At 55.8% G+C, this 20,241-nt stretch carries 16 protein-coding genes; 7 read left to right on the plus strand and 9 right to left on the minus strand.

Annotated elements, in window-relative coordinates; genetic code table 11:
• Positions 1 to 8 precede the first annotated feature (8 nt).
• A complete protein-coding gene (gene yaaA / locus BLP79_RS10940; protein ID WP_090218933.1) occupies positions 9 to 773 on the plus strand; it encodes a peroxide stress protein YaaA in 765 nt (254 codons plus the stop codon).
• On the opposite strand, the gene BLP79_RS10945 is transcribed toward yaaA, so the two are convergent.
• The 5 genes from BLP79_RS10945 to BLP79_RS10965 form a co-directional block, all read right to left on the minus strand.
• Positions 774 to 2,972, minus strand: coding sequence for a response regulator (locus BLP79_RS10945; RefSeq protein WP_090218935.1), 2,199 nt, complete (start codon positions 2,970 to 2,972; stop codon positions 774 to 776).
• Between the two features lie 165 nt (positions 2,973 to 3,137).
• Positions 3,138 to 5,180: a hypothetical protein gene (locus BLP79_RS10950; protein WP_090218936.1), complete on the minus strand. Its 2,043-nt coding sequence runs from the start codon at positions 5,178 to 5,180 to the stop codon at positions 3,138 to 3,140.
• Between the two features lie 3 nt (positions 5,181 to 5,183).
• On the minus strand, positions 5,184 to 7,946 hold the full coding sequence (locus tag BLP79_RS10955) for a DUF4159 domain-containing protein (protein ID WP_090218938.1): 2,763 nt from the start codon (positions 7,944 to 7,946) through the stop codon (positions 5,184 to 5,186).
• Positions 7,943 to 8,830 carry a DUF58 domain-containing protein gene (locus BLP79_RS10960; RefSeq protein WP_232716428.1) on the minus strand — a complete coding sequence of 296 codons (888 nt, stop codon included), beginning with the start codon at positions 8,828 to 8,830 and terminating at the stop codon, positions 7,943 to 7,945. The genes BLP79_RS10955 and BLP79_RS10960 overlap by 4 nt, the downstream gene beginning before the upstream one ends.
• Positions 8,827 to 9,843, minus strand: a complete 1,017-nt coding sequence (locus BLP79_RS10965) for an AAA family ATPase (protein ID WP_090218940.1) — start codon at positions 9,841 to 9,843, stop codon at positions 8,827 to 8,829. Before BLP79_RS10965 ends, BLP79_RS10960 begins: the two co-directional genes overlap by 4 nt.
• Positions 9,844 to 9,906: 63 nt before the next feature.
• On the opposite strand from BLP79_RS10965, the gene BLP79_RS10970 reads away from it, so the two are divergent.
• From BLP79_RS10970 to BLP79_RS10980, 3 genes are all read left to right on the plus strand, one after another.
• Positions 9,907 to 10,491: a DUF1285 domain-containing protein gene (locus BLP79_RS10970; protein WP_090219191.1), complete on the plus strand. Its 585-nt coding sequence runs from the start codon at positions 9,907 to 9,909 to the stop codon at positions 10,489 to 10,491.
• Between the two features lie 124 nt (positions 10,492 to 10,615).
• Complete coding sequence (locus BLP79_RS10975) at positions 10,616 to 11,377, plus strand: hydroxypyruvate isomerase family protein (RefSeq protein WP_090219193.1); 762 nt, start codon at positions 10,616 to 10,618, stop codon at positions 11,375 to 11,377.
• 74 nt (positions 11,378 to 11,451) lie between these two features.
• Positions 11,452 to 11,685 carry a DUF2798 domain-containing protein gene (locus tag BLP79_RS10980; RefSeq protein ID WP_090218942.1) on the plus strand — a complete coding sequence of 78 codons (234 nt, stop codon included), beginning with the start codon at positions 11,452 to 11,454 and terminating at the stop codon, positions 11,683 to 11,685.
• 250 nt (positions 11,686 to 11,935) lie between these two features.
• Here BLP79_RS10980 and polA read toward each other — a convergent pair whose 3' ends face one another.
• From polA to BLP79_RS10995, 3 genes are all read right to left on the minus strand, one after another.
• On the minus strand, positions 11,936 to 14,743 hold the full coding sequence (gene polA / locus BLP79_RS10985; protein WP_090219195.1) for a DNA polymerase I: 2,808 nt from the start codon (positions 14,741 to 14,743) through the stop codon (positions 11,936 to 11,938).
• 104 nt (positions 14,744 to 14,847) lie between these two features.
• Positions 14,848 to 15,459: a Pr6Pr family membrane protein gene (locus BLP79_RS10990; RefSeq protein ID WP_090218943.1), complete on the minus strand. Its 612-nt coding sequence runs from the start codon at positions 15,457 to 15,459 to the stop codon at positions 14,848 to 14,850.
• Complete coding sequence (locus tag BLP79_RS10995) at positions 15,456 to 15,638, minus strand: zinc-finger domain-containing protein (protein WP_090218945.1); 183 nt, start codon at positions 15,636 to 15,638, stop codon at positions 15,456 to 15,458. Before BLP79_RS10995 ends, BLP79_RS10990 begins: the two co-directional genes overlap by 4 nt.
• Before the next feature lie 71 nt (positions 15,639 to 15,709).
• Between BLP79_RS10995 and BLP79_RS11000 the strand changes: the two genes are divergently transcribed.
• Complete coding sequence (locus BLP79_RS11000) at positions 15,710 to 16,639, plus strand: ABC transporter ATP-binding protein (RefSeq protein WP_090218946.1); 930 nt, start codon at positions 15,710 to 15,712, stop codon at positions 16,637 to 16,639.
• Between the two features lie 66 nt (positions 16,640 to 16,705).
• Here BLP79_RS11000 and BLP79_RS11005 read toward each other — a convergent pair whose 3' ends face one another.
• Positions 16,706 to 17,386 (minus strand): type 1 glutamine amidotransferase domain-containing protein, encoded by a 681-nt coding sequence (locus tag BLP79_RS11005; protein WP_090218947.1) that lies wholly within the window; start codon positions 17,384 to 17,386, stop codon positions 16,706 to 16,708.
• Positions 17,387 to 17,581: 195 nt separating this feature from the next.
• Between BLP79_RS11005 and gpmI the strand changes: the two genes are divergently transcribed.
• Positions 17,582 to 19,102, plus strand: a complete 1,521-nt coding sequence (gene gpmI, locus BLP79_RS11010; protein ID WP_090218949.1) for a 2,3-bisphosphoglycerate-independent phosphoglycerate mutase — start codon at positions 17,582 to 17,584, stop codon at positions 19,100 to 19,102.
• A complete protein-coding gene (locus BLP79_RS11015) occupies positions 19,099 to 20,238 on the plus strand; it encodes a murein hydrolase activator EnvC family protein (RefSeq protein ID WP_090218950.1) in 1,140 nt (379 codons plus the stop codon). The genes gpmI and BLP79_RS11015 overlap by 4 nt, the downstream gene beginning before the upstream one ends.
• The last annotated feature ends 3 nt before the right edge of the window (positions 20,239 to 20,241 follow it).

A 20,241-nucleotide genomic window follows, 5' to 3' on the forward strand; every position in this document is an offset into this window, starting at 1 on the left:
GATTGCCGATGTTGGTTGTTGTATCGCCGGCCAAGAAGTTGGATTGGAGTGCGCAAGAGGTTGAGATGACCTGGCCTGCTCTGCAAGAAGAGGCTGTGAAACTGGCTGCGGTGGCCCGTGGCCTGACGGTTGCAGACCTGATGAAGCTGATGCACATCAGCGAAGATCTGGCCAAATTGAACTATGACCGCTTTCAATCTTTTGCAGAAGATCCAAAGGCAGACGCCATTCGCCCGGCGGTGTTGGCGTTTGCAGGAGATACCTATCAGGGGTTGGAGGCCAGTTCGCTTGATGCGGATGAAATGGCATTTGCCCAAGAGCATTTGCGGATCTTGTCGGGCTTATACGGGGTTTTGCGTCCGCGGGACGCGCTGCAGGCCTATCGGTTGGAAATGGGATCCCGTTTGCAGACTGAGCGTGGCAAGAACCTGTATCAGTACTGGGGGAGTAAAATCTCGGAGGCTTTGAATGCGCAGGCCACGGCGACGCAGTCAGAGATTTTGGTCAATTGTGCAAGCCAGGAGTATTTTGGAGCTGTGGATCTGGAGCATCTGCGTCCACGGGTGATTACCCCTGTGTTTATGGAAAACAAAAACGGCACGCCCAAAGTTGTTAGCTTTTATGCAAAACGGGCACGCGGTGCGATGGCGCGGTATATTGTGCAAAATCGTTTGAAAGAGGCAGACAGCTTGCTGGAATTTGACAGCGGCGGCTATGCCTATCAGCCCGCGTTGTCTGAAGCAGATAAACCCGTCTTTCTGCGCGACGCTTGATTAAAGTTCGAGCGGCTGGGCTTGGGCTGGGAAATGTGAGGCGATGCGTTCATGTATCAGCGCCTTGCGCAGGGGCTTGGTAAGGTAGTCGTCAAGCCCTGCAGCAAGGATGCCCTCGCTGTCACCCGCCATCGCATGAGCGGTAAGGGCGACAATGGGGACGTGCTGCCCCGTTGTCGCTTCGATTTTGCGGATTTCGCCGGTCGCCTCTTTTCCATCCATTTTGGGCATGGAGATATCCATAAAGATGAGGTCTGGCGCGAAGCTTTGATAGGCTTCGACGGCTTCTAGGCCATTGTTTGCAAATTGCAGGTCGATATTGAGCGTTTTGACCATTTTGCGGAAGACCAACTGATTGGTCTTGTTGTCCTCAGCTGCGAGGATCCGCATTTTGCGTTCAGTAATCTCCTGTGGTTTTTCGATGGGGGCCGCGGCCTGTACGCGTGGCGCGAGGGGGGTAACAGGTTTTTCGCCAGCTGCAATCTGATTGAGATGGGTGCACAACTCTTGCCGTGGAACGGGTTTGGTGAGAACGGATTGGACCATGGATTGCAATTCAGGGTTGGCAATCATCGCCGGGCTTGCGCTGAGCATCATGATGGGCACATCGCCCTGCGGCCCCAAGCGCATGTCGCGGACAAGCTGGAGGCCTTGATCATCCGGAAGGTCAACATCGCAGACCACTAGATCGGTCTCTGGTGAAAGTTTTTCGAGTGCTTCCTGCGGTGTTTGCGCCGTATCGACAACAAGTCCCAGTGTTTGCAGTTGTTTTTCAACAATCTCACGGTTGAGGGTTTGACCATCTACGATCAATGCCCGACGCAGAGTATCCGGGAGGTCAGGCAACGTTGGACCGTGATCATCGGTGAGAGGAAGCTGCAGACGTATGCCAAAGCAAGATCCCTCTCCGACCACGCTTTCCACCCAGATTTCACCATCCATGAGTTCGATCAGTTTTTTACTGATCGCAAGGCCCAGACCGGTGCCTTCAAACTCGCGATTGCGCTCGTCATCGACCTGATTGAATTCCCCAAAAATATGCTGGATTTTATTTTCGGGGATACCGATTCCGGTGTCCTGAATGGTGAAGTGCAGCGCGCAGTGATTTGTGTCAGGTTGGGTGACGCCGGTCACGCGAAGCGTGACATGGCCTTCGTTGGTGAATTTAACCGCGTTGCCCAGCAGATTTGTCAGCACCTGACGAATGCGCCCGGGATCGCCAACAAAATTGATTGGCAGGAACATGTCGTAGTCGACCATCATTGAAAGCGATTTGTCCCGTGCCGTGCCCTGCAACAGCATGATTACTTCGTGGATGCTTTGTTCCAGATTGAAGGGTTCTGGGTTTAGCACCAGCTTATCAGCTTCGATTTTGGAGTAGTCCAAAACATCATTGATTATGACAAGAAGCGCATCGCCTGAGTTTTTGATCGTATTGGCGTAAAGGCGCTGCTCGTTGGTCAGATCTGTATCGTTCAGCAATTCAGCCATGCCGACAACGCCATTCATTGGCGTGCGGATTTCGTGGCTCATATTTGCGAGGAAGGCTGATTTTGCACGGTTGGCTGCTTCCGCGCGTTCTCGTGCAGCATGGAGTTCTTCTTCGTGTTGAACGGTTGCCGTAATATCATGGGTCAGACAGACCATATCACCGCCATGACCGCGCTGGTCGATCAATTTAAGGTAGCGATCATCCCACATCCGCACTACGATCGGTTCGGGATTTTCGGAAATCCAGCGTTCTGCCATCATGGCGCGCCAATCGTCACCACTGGTTTCGCCGGTGTTGACGAGCCCTTCGTCGGTTAAGAGTTGCAGAATCCGTTGATAGGATATGCCGGGGCACACTTCCTCCAACCCATCGAAGATATTGAGATAAGCTGCATTGGCCCCAATAAGCATGCCGTCGCTGTCAAAAAAGGCAAAACCGTCTTGAAACACCTGAATGGAATGCCACAGGCGGCGCTCTGCCTGCTCCATTTTTTCATTGGCTTGGGTGAGGTCTAATTTGACCTTTTCGTTTTCGTCCCGAACCGTTGCGACTTCTGCTTTGGTGACGCCAATTTGTTTGGTCAGGGCCAAAGCATGACGACCCAGTTTGCGGTTCGCAGCTGTCAGTTCCGCCTGCTTTAATTCAAGCAGGCGTTCCGCCGCCAATCTGGCGCGGCGTTCTTCAGCCAGTTTGTCCGCAAAGTGCATCTCTGCAACTCTCCAACGCTCTAAGATAAAGGAGCAATCGCTACTTTTACTAATAATCGTCTTTGGGTCTACGACGAGAACTCTTGCGATGGCGTTAAGTGAGCGGCAATTCGCGATAACAATCTGTGTATGAGAGACAGAATTTTGGCAATCAATTTAATCTGCCTATGAACGCCCCTCTCGGATCCAGGCAAGAAGAACGCAAGCCCCGACCAACAAGAGCGTTAACCACGCAGGCAAAAGCTGTGTTTGGCTTATTGAGAGTGTTTCATAGGCGTCGCGTGGTGTCAGGCCGATCCATCCTCGGCCTGCAGCGGGGCGGCCTTCGTTGACGTTTCGCACGCGCGGGATGCCCTCTTCCATAGCCAGGACGCCGCCGTTGCTACTTGCGAGTGCAGGGCGAAGTACGTCACCGGTGGCGATGGTTTCCTCAAACTCTCGTGGGGCTGCGGGACCAAGGCCAATAACAGCTGTTTTATCCCCTTCGCGAAGACGATAGAGGCCGATGTCCGGGGCCTCATATCGGCCTTCCCATAAGCCGGGGGAGGTTTCGGTGAGGGGGGCGGCGGTGATGCTGCCGTCTGGCAGAGTGATCTGAACCTCTCCGACATCGTTATGAAGGGTGCGTCGCAAAATGCGCATGCTTTGTCCTGTGGCTTCGGCCCAGAGCATGTCTTCTTCCAGATCCGGTTCTTTCATCATCCAATGGGCAAGGCGGCGCAACAGTTCCAGTTGCGGTCCTCCGCCTTCATAACCGCGGCTCCACAGCCATGCATGATCTGATGCCAGCAGCGCCACACGGCCTGCATCAACGCGGTCAAGAATAAGCAGCGGCCGCCCGTCCTGGCCCGTCATGACGATATCGCCGCTGTTATGGGTGACATCGATCTGACGGAGCCAGCGTCCCCATGGGGCAGTCTGATCAAGATCGCTGGTGACGGGATGGCGTTGCCCCAGATCGCTCACACTGGGCAGGTAGGCCTCGTCAAGCACCCGTGCGGTTGGGGCTGCTGGGAGGATACGTGCGAGAGGGGAGCGATAAATGCTGTCTGCACTGGCAAAGTCCGGTCCGGCAGCGACCAGAACAGCGCCGCCTTGACGTACATAGTTTGCAACATTGTCGAGGTAGATAGCCGGTAAAATGCCGCGCCGTTTGTAACGGTCAAAGATGATCAGATCGAAATCATTGACCTTTTCTAGAAACAGTTCCCGCGTTGGAAATGCAATCAGTGACAGTTCATCAACCGGCACCCCATCTTGTTTTTCCGGTGGGCGCAGAATTGTGAAATGAACCAGATCAACGGCACTGTCTGATTTCAAAAGATTGCGCCATGTGCGCCCGCCGGGATGGGGTTCGCCTGACACCAGCAAAACCCGCAGCCGATCTCGCACGCCATTTATTTGTATCAATGCGGTATTGTTGCGGTCGGTTAGTTCAGTTTCAGCCGTGGGCACGCTGAATTGAATGACATTGCGCCCGCCATGCGGCAGGGTAAGAGGCAGATCAAAATCGCGCCCGACGGGTAGGGTAAAGCGCTGAGGCTCGCCCCCATCAATTGCAATATCGAGTTCTGCAACAGGCGGTGGCACAGGCACTGCGCCCTGATCCTCGATGCGCAAGGTCAAGGTGACGGGTTCCCCAATGATCGCAAAACTTGGGGCTTTTTGAACAACCAGCCGTCGATCCCAGTCTGTTGTGCGGCCGCTTTGGAGGAGATGCAGCGGTGCTGGAAGATCTGGCGTATTTTCAATGTCGTGAACCTGACCATCTGACAGCGCAACAATGCCGGCAATCCGCCCGCGTGGCTCATTTGCGAGCGCTTGCGAAATGGCCTGCATCATCTGTGTGCCGTTGTCGCCCTCACCGTCGTTGACTGTGATTTCACGCACCTCTGTATTGCTACGCGCCTGCAATCGTTCTTTTAGGCCCGCAAGCGTCGTTGCTGTTTGCTCCGGTCGGTCAGACAGCTGCTGGCTGGCGCTTTGATCCTGTACCAGTAGCACAATGTCATTCAGCGGCGCGCGTTCCTCGCTTTGTTGCACCGGGCCCATGAGGGCTGCAAATACGACAAGAGCGGCCAATGCCCGGAGGGCCCAACCGGGCAGGCGTTTCCACAGGGCAAGGGCCAGTGCGGCGATGGAAAGTGCCATTAAGATCCAGAGCACAGGCCAAGGGAGAAGCGGATCAAAAAGCAAAGTTTGTGTCATGCGTTATTGCCCCAAACGATCCAGAAGCGCAGGTACATGGACCTGATCTGATTTGTAGTTGCCGGTGAGAATATGCATCACCAGATTGACCCCAAAGCGAAACGCCATCTCGCGCTGCCGTTCCCCCGCAAAGCCACGTCCAACGGGATAAAGCGGGGTGCCAAAATCGCTCATTGCCCAGGCTGAGGCCCAGTCATTGCCACCAATTACAACCGGAGAGACCCCGTCGTTGAGATTGCGAAAGGGCAGGCCTTCGATCTGTTCCGCGTCATTGGGGGCGGCTTCCACCCAGACAGGGGCACCGCGCTGGCGGCCTGGAAAATCCTGCAGCAGATAAAAGGTACGGGTTAAAACGTGATCCTGTGGCACAGGTTCCAGTGGCGGGATATCAAGTGGCCGTGCAAGCTGCTGGAGGCGCCGTGTCGCCGGACTATTGGCGCCCGCCGTGGAAATATCAGCGTCGCGCGTGTCAAACAGGATCATGCCCCCAGACTGCAGATAGGCATTTAGTTTTTCATAGGCGGCGGCACTTGGTGTGGCTTGATTGGGCGACACCGGCCAATAGAGCAGCGGATAAAAGGCAAGTTCATCCTGATCAAGATTTACCCCTTGCGGATTGGCCGGTTCCACCGAGGTTCGAAATGACAGGGTAAGGGACAGCCCATGCAATCCCGCCTCTGAGAGGCGATCCAGTTCCGCGTCTCCGGTTTCGACATAAGCCAGAGTGACTTCGGCAGCGGCGCTGGTTTGCGGATTTGCGTCTTGTGCGTCTACAGAATGGGGAAGACCAATTGCTGTAATGAAGATCACCCCTGCTGCTGCCGTGCGAGACAGGCGCAACAGACCGGATACCCCCAACGTGGCAATGATATCAGCGGCTAAAAGAACCAGTGCCAGCGCTAGAAAATAACCGCTCAAGACGGTTTCTGCAGCGGAGGCAAAGCCGCGCAGGGTGACGTTTGCAGGCCAGATTGGCGGCGTCAGGGTTTCGTCGATGGTCAGAACGTTGCGCGCAATGGCGCGGCCCTCGCTTTGATACAGACCGGGCTGCAACGCCTCGCTGAGCGGATCTGTGAGCAGCGCGGTGCCCGCAACACCTGCAAGCCGCCCGGCTTCACCCAGTGTTCCAAACCCGTCCAGAACCTGCACAGGGGCCCAGGTTGTGCCTTCAAGGTCGCGTGCATCAGGTTGCCCAACCCCAGATGAAATGGCCAGACGCTCCAGCATTTCAACGAACAGGCCGGATAAGGGCAAAGAGCTCCATTCCGCGTTGGCGGTGACGTGGAACAAAATGACCTGACCTGCGCCAAGGGATTTGCGTGTCACAAGCGGGGTGCCATCCGACAATTCGGCAATGACCCGTTCGGCAAGTCGGGGTTCAGGCTGTGCGACCACCTGCGAGCGGACTTCGACCTCTGCCGGGATGTCTAGCCCGTAAAAGGGAGACCTGTCCGGAAAGGGGGCAAGGGTTTTGGGTGCGCCCCAGCTCATGGCGCCCCCAACGCTGCGCCCGCCTGCCCGCAGGCGAACGGGCATCAGCGGATGTTCTTCTGTGCGGGCGGTGTCACTGGCCGCAAGGCGCGGACCAGCAAAGCGCAGCAGGGTTCCCCCCTCTTCAACCCAGGCGATGAGAGCGGTTTCCTGCGTTGCAGGGAGATGGGCTATATCCGCTAAGACAATCGCATCCGGTTGCGCCGGGAGCAGATCCGCAAGGGGGCCTTCCAACAGATCTGTGCTTTCGATCAAGGCGTTGCGCAGGTAATGAAGCGGTGACAACAGCGCAAGCCCTTCATTGCCGCTTTGTGCACTGATCAAGGCAACTTCACGGCGGCGCAGACTGTCATCACTGAGCGCGACAGCCCCAGCAGAGCGAACACCCTGTAGCCCATACCATTGCACCCGCGCGCTGAGTTCTGCAGGAAGAGAAAGATCAATTTCTGCTGTTTTGGCTTCGGCGTCAAATGTGAGTGGCGTGGTCGAAAGCGCGCGTAGAGTACCGCTTGGGTCGAGACCCATGGCCTGCAGCGCCACCGTTTGTTCCAAACCTGCATGATTGCGCTGGGCGGTGATGTGCAGTGTGCCATCTTGGAATGTGACCGGATTGAGCGCCATGATTGGGGTGGGCGGCTCAATAACCTCAACTGTTCCGCGGGTTTCCAGCAGGGGCAATATAATTGCCTCAGCTTCAGAGGCGAGGCCATCGCTGTACCAGAGGGTGTCAAAATCGGTTTCGACGTTTTCCAGCGCGCTGCGTGCCTGGGATAAGTGCGTGGTATTCGCGCGCCAGGCTTGTGGGCGCAGGCCGGGGATTTGTTGTTGCCAAGTGTCAGCGCTTTGAAATTGCAGCGCGTCAGGTTTGGTCAGGCTTAGAACGGCAACAGGCCGTTCTGCACGGTGTGCAGCCTGAAGATCGGTTTCGATTTGATTTTGCAGGCGTGGCCAATGTCCTGCCCCTGCCCAACTGGCATCCAGTATGATGACCAGAGGTCCGCGGCCTGTGTCTGCGGTGTTTGGATTGAGAACGGGACCAGCAAGCCCAATGATTGCAGCGGCGACCAGCAGCAGACGTAAAAGCAGCAACCACCATGGCGTGCGATCCGATTGGCTTTCCTCATCTGTCAGGCCAACCAATAGGGTGACAGCTGGAAACTGTTGCAGCCGTGGTGCAGGCGGAACAGCGCGCAGCAGAAACCACAGTACGGGCAGCGCCAGCAATCCAAGCAGCAGCCAGGGGGCGGAAAAACCGATACCTGCCAAAACGGTCATGCGGCGCTCCTTTGCAGGGTTTCAAACAGCCACATCAGGGCAGATTGTGCGCTGTGATCTGTGCGATGTACATGCAGTCTCCAGCCAGCAAGTTGGCACAATTCGTCCATGAATTTACGTCGTTCTTCAAGGCGTTGAATGTAGCGTGTGCGCAGGGCTGAGGCTTTTAACGTTTCATGTTCAATGCCGCCATTTATGCTTTGAAAGCGGGTGCGGCCCTGAAAGTCAAAATCCACTTCGCTGGGATCAAGAACCTGCAGCAAGACACCGCGCACACCGCGATCTGCGGCTTTTCCAAGGGCGATTTGCAGTTCATCAAAAGGCCCCAGAAAATCTGATACAAACAAGGCCCGTGCATGTGGGATCAGGGCGCGGTGTTCTGGTGGAGTGTAGTCCTGAGGTTCGGTTTGGCTGAGCATTTCAGCAAGGCGCAGCACTTGAATATTGCCGCGCCGCGGGGGCAAAAGCCCCCCTGTGAGCCCAACGCGTTCACCCGCGCGGATCATCAAGATTGAGGCAGCCAGCGTCAGCAGGCGGGCGCGGTCAATTTTCTGCGGCACTGCAGCCTGAGAGGCGTAGCGCATAGAGGCGCCAAGATCGCTCCAGACATGAATGGTTTGGGCGATTTGCCATTCGCGTTCCCGCACAAATTGCTGATCGCCTTTTGCAGACATGCGGTGATCGATCATGCGGCGGCTGTCGCCCTGTTGCAGCGGGCGGTATTGCCAGAAATCATCGCCCGTTCCAGATCGCCTGCGCCCATGTTCGCCCAGCATTACGGAACCGGCAAGCTCTTGCGCTTCCACCAATAAGGGCGGAAAGGCGCTGGCGTCTTCTTCTGCGGCGTGACGCAGCGCGAGCGCAGAGGCGGGGGCGTCGTTCACGCGGCGGCCTCTTTGGCAGTTTGTGAGGCAACCGCTGCCGTGGTTTCTGTGATGAGCTCTGCAAGGCTATCGCCGCGCGCGCGCGCCGCAAAGCTGAGCTGCATGCGGTGGCTGAGTACGGGATGCGCCATGTCGATCACATCTTCGGCGTTTGGCGCCAGACGCCCCTGCAAAAGAGCCCGTGCGCGCACTGCGAGCATCAGCGCCTGTGCTGCACGCGGTCCCGGCCCCCAAGACACAGTATCTGCGACGCGGTCTGAAACGCCTTCTTCTTTGGGGCGAAAGGCGCGGACCAGCGATAGGATCAGCTCCACCACGCTGTCGCCTACAGGCATTCTGCGCAGAAGGGTTTGTGCAGCAATCAGATCTGCGGCGCTGAAGATTTCAGAGGCCTGCGCCTCTAGCGTGCCGGTTGTGGCAAGCAGGATCTCACGTTCGGTTTGTCTGTCGGGGTAGGGCACTTCGATTTGAAAGAGGAACCGATCCAGTTGTGCCTCGGGCAGGGGGTAGGTGCCTTCCTGTTCGATTGGGTTCTGCGTGGCCAGCACATGAAATGGCGCGGACAACGCACGGGTTTCCCCGGCGACGGTGACTTCGTGTTCTTGCATTGCTTGTAAAAGCGCGGATTGGGTACGCGGGCTTGCGCGGTTGATTTCATCTGCCATTAAAAGCTGACAGAAAATAGGTCCCGGTAAAAACCGAAAGGCACGGCTGCCATCGGATGCTGTTTCCAGCACCTCTGAGCCCAGAATATCTGCTGGCATCAGGTCCGGTGTGAATTGCACGCGTTTGCCATTGAGCCCCATAACCGTGGCCACAGTTTCGACGAGTCGCGTTTTGCCAAGACCGGGCAGACCGATGAGTAGCCCATGGCCGCCGCACAAAAGAGTGGCCAGCGTCAGATCCACCACACGGGTTTGACCAATAAAGCGTTGAGTGATCGACTGGCGCGCCAAAGAGAGTTTGGCGTCCAAAGTTTCAATCTCTGCCAACAAATTGTCGGGTTCGGACATATCTTTCCTTTCACGCGCTGCTACACTGTTACTCTACCGCGCGAAAAGGAAATGGCAAAAGTTATGAGTGTACAAAAAGTTGTGACGCCTACGGCTGATGGTCTGGCCGCTGCAGCAAAGGCTGCGCAAAGCGGTAGAAAACTGCCGCCAGTGCATCTGTGGAACCCACCGTTCTGTGGTGATTTGGATATGCGAATCGCACGTGATGGCACGTGGTTTTACCTTGGTACGCCGATTGGCCGGTTTGAATTGGTGCGCTTGTTCTCGTCGATTTTAAAGCGGGAAGGGGAAAAATATTTTCTTGTAACCCCGGTTGAGAAGGTTGGTATCACCGTAGAGGATGCACCTTTTGTTGCGGTGGATTTTGAGGTGTCAGAACAAGAGGATGCACAGGTTTTAACCTTTACCACACATGTTGGAGATCAAGCGGTTGCGGGGGCAGACCATCCGATCCGTGTTGTGCGCGACCCCGAGACAGGCGAGCCTGCGCCCTATATCCTGATCCGCTCAGATTTAGAGGCGCTTATTGATCGCAAGAGTTTTTATCGACTTGTGGAGCTGGGCAGCCATCAGGATGGTTGGTTTGGTCTGTGGTCTGCAGGCGTGTTCTTTAAAATAATACCCTCTGAAGAATTAGAGACTGGCTGATATAAGTCTGCTTGGGGTGGCAGGGTCCTGCTCAGATCACAATTGTTGAAAATCTTCGCTTTTCCGGGGCTTGGCGCAGGCCTAGGCTATGGGTAACGCGTTGACGCAAACGGAAGGGGATCTCATGCCACGCTTTGCAGCCAATATATCCATGCTGTTTGCCGAATTGCCGTATCTGGACCGGTTTGAGGCTGCAGCGGCCGCTGGTTTTGAAGCGGTCGAAATTCTGTATCCTTATGAATTGGCCGCAAAAGACACACAGCGCGCGTTGATGCGCAATGGATTGCAATTGTTGCTGATGAATGCGCCGCCGCCCAATTATACGGGCGGGCAGCCGGGATATGCCGCGATGCCTGAACTGGCGGATCGCTTTCAGCGGGATATGCGCCGTGTGATGCGCTATGCTGAGGTGCTGCGCCCGCGGATGATCCATGTGATGGCCGGATATGCCAAAGGGGCGGAGGCGCATGAGGTTTTTGTGCGCAATTTGCAATATGCTGCGGATCTGGCGCCCGATCAGAGGTTCACGATTGAGCCTTTGAACGCGGCGGATCAACCGGGGTATTTCCTTGATAGCTACGAGTTGGCGGCTGAGGTGTTGGAGGCCGTTGCGCGTCCCAATATCGGATTGCAATATGATGCCTATCACGCACAGCTTATTCACGGAGATGCAGTGCAGGTCTGGGAGAAATTTGGGGATCTGGCGATGCATGTGCAAATCGGCGCAGCGCCCGCGCGCTGTGAACCGGGTACCGGGCCTGTCGATTTTGACGCGCTGTTTCAAGTGATCGATGCGAGTGGTTACACAGGTTGGGTCAGTGCAGAATATACCCCATCCACCGTGCGTACAGAGGACAGTTTGGGATGGATGACGGCGGCGGAGTGAGCGCAATGCCAAAATCTTGAATGGTTGTTAGGGTGTTTCAGTATAAATGCTTTGGCACGAAGTCTGGAGATCTCATGTTACCTGCGCGATTCGCCCCTGTGCTGTTTGGTTTTTTATTGTCGGGCATCATGTCATGCATCGTGACATTTGTTGCGACGATCAAAAACATGGGCATGTCTGTTGATGTCTTTACGGCTTGGTTGGCGGCGTGGAGTTTTGGCTGGCCGATTGCCTTTTGTGTGGTGTTGGTGGTTGGACCCTTTGTGCGTCGCTTGGTCGCCAGGTTGGTGCGAGACCCGATTGAATAAACTTCAGGAAGAGCAGCCTGTGTGTTTAGGGGTGTTAGGCAAAGGAGGGGCTCCCGCCTGTTCGTGATCATCTAAGATGATACTTACCGTTGGGCGTGGCGCCGTGCCTTTGGCACGGCGCGGTTGGTGGCCTGCCCCAAGAGGCTTGCATGTCGTGAGGTGAAGCGCCGCGCAGCGGCGCTTGGCCCAACGGGGGAGGAACCTGTCGTAAGACAGTTCCCGAGACGGGCGGGAGCGCCCCCTTTTTCTGTTAATGCGCCTCTGCCCAGTTTGCGCCCTTCCCGGCGTCAACCACGAGTTTGACATCCAACTGCACGGCCGGGGTTGCAGCTGTTTCCATCACCCTCTTCGCGGTTGCGATGGTCTCATCCACGGCAGCCTCGGGCACTTCAAAGAGCAATTCATCGTGCACCTGCAGCAGCATACGCGCGGGCAGATGTGCGATCGCATCCGGCATGCGGATCATGGCGCGGCGGATCACATCTGCAGCCGTTCCCTGAATGGGCGCATTGATCGCGGCCCGTTTCGCAAAACCTGCCCGCGGCCCTTTTGAGGCAATATCTGGCGTATGGATCTTTCGTCCAAAGAGCGTTTCTACATAACCATGCTCTTTTGCAAACGTCACGGTTTCATCCATGTAGCGGCGAATGCCCGGAAACCGTTCAAAGTAGCGATCAATAAACCCTTGTGCATCTTTGCGGGGAATGCGCAGATTGCGGGCGAGACCAAAGCCAGAGATGCCATAAATCACACCAAAGTTGATCGCCTTGGCCTGACGGCGGATCTCGGGTGTCATTTCAGCCAGTGGCACATCAAACATTTCGGATGCGGTCATAGCGTGAATGTCCTGGCCTTGGGCAAAGGCCTCTTTGAGCGCGTCAATCCCGGCCATATGGGCGAGAATGCGCAGTTCAATCTGGCTGTAGTCCAGCGCCAAAAGCACATTGCCCTCTTCAGCCACAAAGGCTTCGCGGATGCGGCGACCTTCTTCGGTGCGAATGGGGATGTTTTGCAGGTTGGGATCACTTGAAGCCATCCGGCCTGTATTGGCCCCGGTCTGCAGATAAGACGTATGCACCCGACCGGTTTCAGCGTTGATATGATCCTGAAGGGCATCGGTGTAGGTTGACTTCAACTTGCTCAGCTGACGCCAGTCCAGCACAAGAGCAGGCAGGGCATGTTCGGTGGCCAGATCTTCAAGGATATCCGCCCCAGTTGCATAGGCGCCGGTTTTGCCTTTCTTGCCGCCGGGCAGTTCCAGCTTGTCAAACAGGATCTCACCCAGTTGTTTTGGGGAGCCGACGTTAAAATCCTGACCTGCCAATTCGTGGATTTCGGCCTCAAGCCCTGCCATTTTCTGGGCAAAGGCGTTGGACATGCGCGACAGGGTATCGCGGTCTACCTTGATGCCATTGCGCTCCATCTGCGCCAGAACCGGAACCAGAGGGCGTTCCAGCGTTTCATAGACGGTTGTCACTTGCCGTTGGTGCAGTTTGGGTTTGAACTGCTGCCAGAGGCGTAGGGTGATGTCTGCATCTTCTGCCGCGTAAGGCACAGCGTCTTCAATTGCGACCTTGTCAAAGGTGATCGCTGATTTTCCGGTGCCAAGGAGCGGTTTGATTGGGATCGGTTTATGTTCCAGATAGCGCTCTGACAGCGCGTCCATACCGTGCCCATGCTCACCGCCGTGCAGCGCATAAGACATCAGCATACTGTCATCGATGGGCGCGACCTGAACCCCGTAGCGATGGAGGATCTTGGCGTCGTATTTCATATTCTGGCCGATCTTTATGATCGCGGGATCTTCCAGAACAGGTTTCAGCAGGGCGACCGCCTCTTCCAGTGGCATTTGCCCTTCTGCAAGCCCATCGCCGCCGAAGAGATCATCGTTGCCCACCTTGTGGGTCAGCGGGATATAACAGGCCTTGCCCGCAGTAACGCAGAGGGAAATGCCGACAAGATCAACAACCATTTCATCAAGGCCTGTTGTCTCGGTATCAACCGCAACCCAGCCCCGTTCGCGGATCTGGGCAATCCAGCCTTGCAGCGCCTCTGCGTCGCGGACGCATTCGTATTTTTCGGCATCAAAGGGCACCGCCACCGGCGCAGAGATTTCAGCCGAAGGTGCAGATGGGGCAGCCTCGGCAATCACGGGGGCCTCAGCACCCATGTGATCCGCCATGCGTTTAGAAAGGGTGCGCAGCTCCATGTCGGCAAGGAAGGGCAAAAGCACATCGGCCTCGGGGTCGCGCACCTCCAGATCATCCAGCGTGAAATCCAGATCCATGTTGCAGTCCAGTTGCACCAGCTGTTTTGAAAGCTCGATCTGGTCGCGTTTTTCAATCAGGGTCTGGCGGCGTTTGGGCTGTTTGATCTCTTCGGCGCGGTCCAGAAGCGCTTCGAGAGAGCCATATTCATTGATCAGCAAAGCTGCGGTTTTGATACCAATACCGGGCGCGCCGGGGACGTTATCGACGCTGTCACCGGCCAGGGCTTGCACATCGACCACGCGGTCAGGGCCAACACCGAATTTTTCAACAACGCCGTCGCTGTCGATGCGTTTGTTTTTCATCGCATCCAGCATCTCAACGCCGCCGCCGACCAGCTGCATCAGATCTTTGTCTGAGGAGATAATGGTGCACCGCCCCCCCGCATCACGGGCCTGATGGGCCAGGGTGGCGATGATGTCATCTGCTTCGAATCCTTCGATCTCTTTGCAGGCGATATTAAAGGCACGGGTTGCATCACGGGTCAGAGGGAACTGTGGGCGCAGATCTTCGGGCGCGGGCGGGCGGTTGGCTTTATATAAGTCATAAAGGTCGTTGCGAAAGCTTTTGCCGGAATGATCAAAGATCACAGCCACATGGGTGGGTGCATCTGGGCCGGAGTTTGCCTCGACATATTTATGCAGCATATTACAAAAGCCGGAAACGGCCCCGATGGGGAGGCCATCAGATTTGCGGGTCAGGGGCGGCAGGGCATGATAGGCGCGAAAGATAAAAGCAGAGCCATCGATCAGGTGCAGGTGGCAGCCTTTGCCAAATTGCGTGTCGCTCATGGATGGGTCCTCTTGGATCAGATGTTCGCGTGATGTTTCGCCAATCTTATCCTTGATCTGGGCAGGCACTGCAATCTTCTATCTTGGCAAAAGCAGACCTGTGATCAGTCGCTGAAAGACTGTTTGCGTGCAAGGGCGCCCCCCAAAGCCACAACGCCCAGGCCGGTGACAATAAAGACGACAGATAAAACTGCGATATTGCGCATCACAAGATCCCAGCCAATTTCAGGCGGGCGCAGAAATCCATAGGGGTAGGTGCCATCCAAGTGTCCGCGTATCAGCACGTAAAGGCAGTAGAACACCGGGTAAAATTGCCAGAAGAGCGTTTGCCTGAAGGCAAGTTTGCTTTTGTCTACGAACCGAAGCCAAAACCCAAGCAGCCCGAATGGGATCACCGTGTGCAACATCCAATCCACCAGAATGTCTAACCCTTCGTAGCGATCCGGTTTGTACAGCACGAGATAATAGACACTGGACACCAGCGCCATGCTCATCAACAGGCACGAAAGAACACTGACAGGAATAGAACGCCCGGATGCGACCCAAAGCAGGGTCGCGCCAACCAGTGCGTTTGTCCAATAGGTGAAATAGCGCAGCATGTCCCAGATAGAGCCTGCAACGCTCATCCCGTCTTGAAGATCAAGCCAGATGTGTAGCGCAAGTGTTCCTGCAACCAAAGCTGCAAGCCCCCCAGCGCTGCGCTGTGTCTGGATCATGCCAATTTGTCAGCAAAATCTTTGTGCACATATTTGCAATCACAGTATGGGCATTCAACCCAACCAAGATCCTCTGGGATTTGCAAATAAACGCGGGGGTGGCCAAGGGCACCTTCGCCCCCGTCGCAAGCGACGCGGTAGCTGTCAACGATCGTGGTTTCTGGCGCTTCTTGTGTCATCGCTGGCGATCCTCTTGGTTTTCGTCTAAGCGCTGTTATGAGCGATCGAAAAACCGGGGGCAAGAGCTGCGATGAGTGAAGATGCAATCCGTCTTGAAGCATTGCGTAAAACCTACAAGGGACGCAAAGGGCAGCCTGAAAAACACGCGCTGAAAGGCATAGACCTGACAGTGCCGCGTGGATCCGTTTTTGGCCTGTTGGGGCCGAACGGCGCGGGCAAGTCTACGTTGATCAATATTCTGGCCGGTCTGGTTTTGAAAACGAGTGGCAAAGTATCCATCTGGGGCTTTGATCAGGATGAAAACCCCCGCCAGTCGCGAGCCTCAATCGGGGTCATGCCGCAAGAGCTGAATTTGGACCCGTTTTTTAGCCCGCATGGCGCGTTGGAAGTGCAGGCGGGGCTTTATGGCGTGCCAAAAGCCGAACGTTACAGCGATGAAATTCTTGAAATGATTGGGCTGGCTGACAAGGCAGATGCCTATGCGCGTACCCTGTCCGGGGGCATGCGGCGGCGTTTGTTGCTGGGCAAGGCCTTGGTGCATCGCCCGTCCATTCTGGTTCTGGATGAACCAACCGCGGGCGTTGATATCGAACTGCGCCAGATGCTGTGGGAAAACATCCGCAAACTGAATGCACAGGGCATGACGATCATTTTGACGACACATTACCTCGAAGAGGCAGAGGAAATGTGTGACGAAATTGCGATCATCAACCAAGGCGAAGTGGTGGCACGTGATTCGACCAGCAATCTTTTGGGGCGTCTGGATGCGCGTGCAATGGTGGTGCACCCGGCCGCAGCTGTGACAACCTTGCCGTCGGGGCCCGGCATTGAGGCTGAGCTGCGTACAGATGGCGCAGTTGTGCTGCGCTATCACAGCCAGACCACCAGTGCCGAAGCGGTGCTAGAGGCCGTGCGCACTGCGGGCATTTCAATCCGTGATGTAAAGACCGAGGAAGCGGATCTGGAAGATGTCTTCCTTGCGTTGACCGCATCTTCTTAACTGTGCGTCCTGAAACGACGGGCCGAGACAATATATGGGGGCCGTAATCTACGACCCCCATTAAATTTAGCTTTTCAAAGCAGCCAGAACCTTCTGGGCCGTTGCATCTGATGAGGCAGGGTTTTGTCCAGTGATCAGCAGCCCGTCTTGCACCACATGGGCCCCCCAGTCATCGCCATGGCTGTATTCGGCTCCTTTTTCTTTCAGCATATCTTCGACAAGGAAGGGAACGATGTCGGTCAGTTGAACCGCGGCCTCTTCTGAATTGCTAAAGCCGGTGACGGTTTTACCTTTGACCAACGGTGCGCCTTCAGTGTCTTTCACGTCGCGCAAAACGGCAGGGGCATGACATACAAAAGAGACTGGTTTTGCAGCAGCGTAAAAGGCTTCGATTAGGGCCGCGGAATCGGTGTCATTGGTCAGATCCCACAATGGACCATGGCCACCGGGATAAAAGACTGCATCAAAATCAGCCTGTGACACAGAGGCAAGTTTGACAGTTGAGGCCAGTTGCGCGGTGGCGTCGGCATCTGCATCAAAGCGGCGGGTGGCGTCCGTTTGAAAACCCTCGTCTGCGCTTTTGGGATCCAGTGGGGGGTGACCGCCCGCTGGTGACGCCAAAGTGATCTCAGCGCCTGCGTCTTTGAAAACGTAATATGGCGCGGCCAGTTCCTCAAGCCAGAAGCCGGTCTTTTCGCCGGTGTCGCCTAGCGTGTCATGTGAGGTCAGCACCATCAAAATTTTCATCTGTTTTCCTTTGATATCTATTAAACAGCCATCCCAATCCGTCTGACGGAACAGGCTCTTTAGCGCAGATAGGATGCGCCCCTTGAAACGTCCAGTGCTGTGAGGAAAGAGGTGCTGTGCGTCTAAGATGGTTCCCCATTGCGATTTGACGCGATAGAAGGCGAGTGACATGTAATTTGAACGCCGGAGAGCCCGATGAGCATCCCCACACCTGTTGTCCTGTGTATCCTTGATGGCTGGGGCAGTGCTGCGCCCGGTGCAGCAAATGCGCCACATCTGGCAGATACTCCTGCTTTTGATGCGATTATGGAGCAGGGGCCGCAGGCCCGATTGATCACCCATGGGCCGGATGTTGGGCTTCCAACTGGGCAAATGGGCAATTCAGAGGTGGGGCATACCAATATTGGCGCAGGCCGCGTGGTGGCGATGGATCTGGGACAGATCGATCTTGCGATTGAAGACGGGTCGTTTTTTGAAAACGAGGCCTTGCTGGCGTTTATTACCAAGTTGAAAGACAGTGGCGGTACCGCACATCTGATGGGGGTGGTCTCTGATGGGGGGGTGCATGGGCATCTGAGCCATATTGTGGCAGCCCTCAAAGCGGTGACAGATGCAGGTGTTCCAGCGGTTTTACATGCGATCACCGATGGTCGTGATGTGGCGCCTTCCTCCGCAGATGAATTTATGGCCCAATTGCTGGCCCAATTGCCTGCTGGTGCTGAGGTTGCGACAGTGACCGGGCGTTATTTTGCCATGGACCGGGACAACCGTTGGGAACGGGTTAGTCAGGCCTATGATGCGATGGTACACGGCCGTGGGCAGGAAAACGCTGCGGATGCGGCGGCTGCGGTTGCTGCGGCCTATGCGCGGGGTGAAACAGATGAATTTATTCGTGCAACAGTTCTGGATGGCTACACAGGTCTTCAGGCTGGGGATGGGCTGTTCTGTCTGAATTTCCGTGCAGACCGCGCGCGTGAAATTCTACGCGCCATTGGTGAACCTGATTTTGCTGAATTTGAAACCGGCCCGCGTCCGGCTTTGGCTGGATTGCTGGGCATGGTTGAATATTCGGATGGGCATAAGGCCTATATGACCACGGCCTATCCCAAGAAGGCGATTGTGAACACGCTTGGTGCATGGGTGGCAAAGCAGGGGAAACGTCAATTCCGTCTGGCGGAGACAGAAAAGTACCCACATGTGACTTTTTTCCTGAATGGCGGGAAAGAACAGCCTGAAGATGGCGAAGATCGTTTTATGCCCAAATCGCCAAAGGTTGCGACCTATGACCTGCAGCCTGAAATGTCAGCGCCTGAGGTGACAGAGAAATTTGTTGAGGCGATCCACGCAGGTTACGATCTGATCGTCACCAATTATGCGAATCCCGATATGGTGGGCCACACCGGAGATCTGCAAGCCGCGATGAAAGCCTGTGAAGCGGTGGACAATGGGCTGGCACGGGTCACTGCGGCGCTGAAAGAGGTGGGCGGTGCGATGATCGTGACGGCCGATCACGGCAACTGCGAGGTGATGGTTGATCCTGAAAGTGGCGGGGCCCACACGGCACATACGCTGAACCTAGTGCCGGTTGCGCTGGTTGGTGGCCCAAAGGGGGCAAGCCTGCGAGATGGACGTCTGGCGGACCTTGCACCAACGCTTTTGGATTTGATGGGCCTGGAAAAACCTGCTGAAATGACCGGGGAAAGCCTGCTGAAATGATCCGTCTGGGTCTGATTTGTGTGTTTTGGATCGCAGGCGCTCTAAGCACGACTGCACAAACGGCTGATCCGGCCGTGGCTGCACTTGCTGCGGCCAACCGTTTGGACACCGCCTCTGTACAGTTGCGGGATGCAAGCAGTGCCCGCGACCGGGTAAAAGCGCTGACAGAAACAGTGCGCGCATATGAAGATGGGCTCGGAGCCATGCGGGATGGCCTGCGCCGGGTGGCACAGCGTGAAACGCAGCTCACCACGCAGTTACGTGCCCGACAAAAAGATGTGTCAGACTTGCTTGGGGTGTTGCAAACGATTGAAACGTCAGAACCTCCTGTTTTGATGTTGCACCCGTCAGGCCCTTTGGGCGCGGCGCGCTCTGGTATGGTGCTTGCAGAAATTACACCAGGTCTGCAGGCCCGTGTTGATGCATTGAAATATGATCTGGAAGAGGTACAGACGCTGCGCCTGTTGCAGCAAAGTGCTGCCAAAACGCTCGAAGAGGGTTTGATCGGGGTTCAAGAAGCCCGGTCGCAGCTTTCAGCGGCGATTGCAGATCGCACAGACCTGCCACTGCGATTTGTGCAAGACCCTGTGCGCACTGCGATTTTGCTGTCGTCTACGGAAACACTCACTGGGTTTGCGGATGGGCTTTCAGAAATTGCAGGCGGTGAAGAAGTGGTGCTGCGTACCGATATCAATGATCGGCGCGGGGCTCTTGCCTTGCCGCTGCAGGGCTTGGTGATCCGTGGCTATGGTGAACCTGATGCCGCTGGCATTGCGCGCCCCGGTCTTTTGGTGGCCGCACGTCCGCGTGCGCTGGTTTCCGCCCCCACAGCGGCGACAATCCGCTACCTCGGGCCGCTGCTTGATCTTGGAAATGTGATCATACTTGAACCCCAATCCGGGACATTGTTTGTGTTTTCAGGCTTAGCTGAGGTTTACGGTGAACCTGGGCAGGTAATTCCCGAGGGCACACCTGTAGGTTTAATGGGCGGAGCGACGGTGCAAGCTGATGCGATTTTGTCACTTAGTGGTGAAGGGGCTGGAACTGATCGCACAGAAACGCTCTATATAGAAGTGAGAATGGACAACAGTCCGGTGGATCCGGAAACATGGTTCCAAACCGGGAGAGGTGGATAAGTT

Source organism: Epibacterium ulvae (assembly GCF_900102795.1).
Taxonomy (GTDB): domain Bacteria; phylum Pseudomonadota; class Alphaproteobacteria; order Rhodobacterales; family Rhodobacteraceae; genus Epibacterium; species Epibacterium ulvae.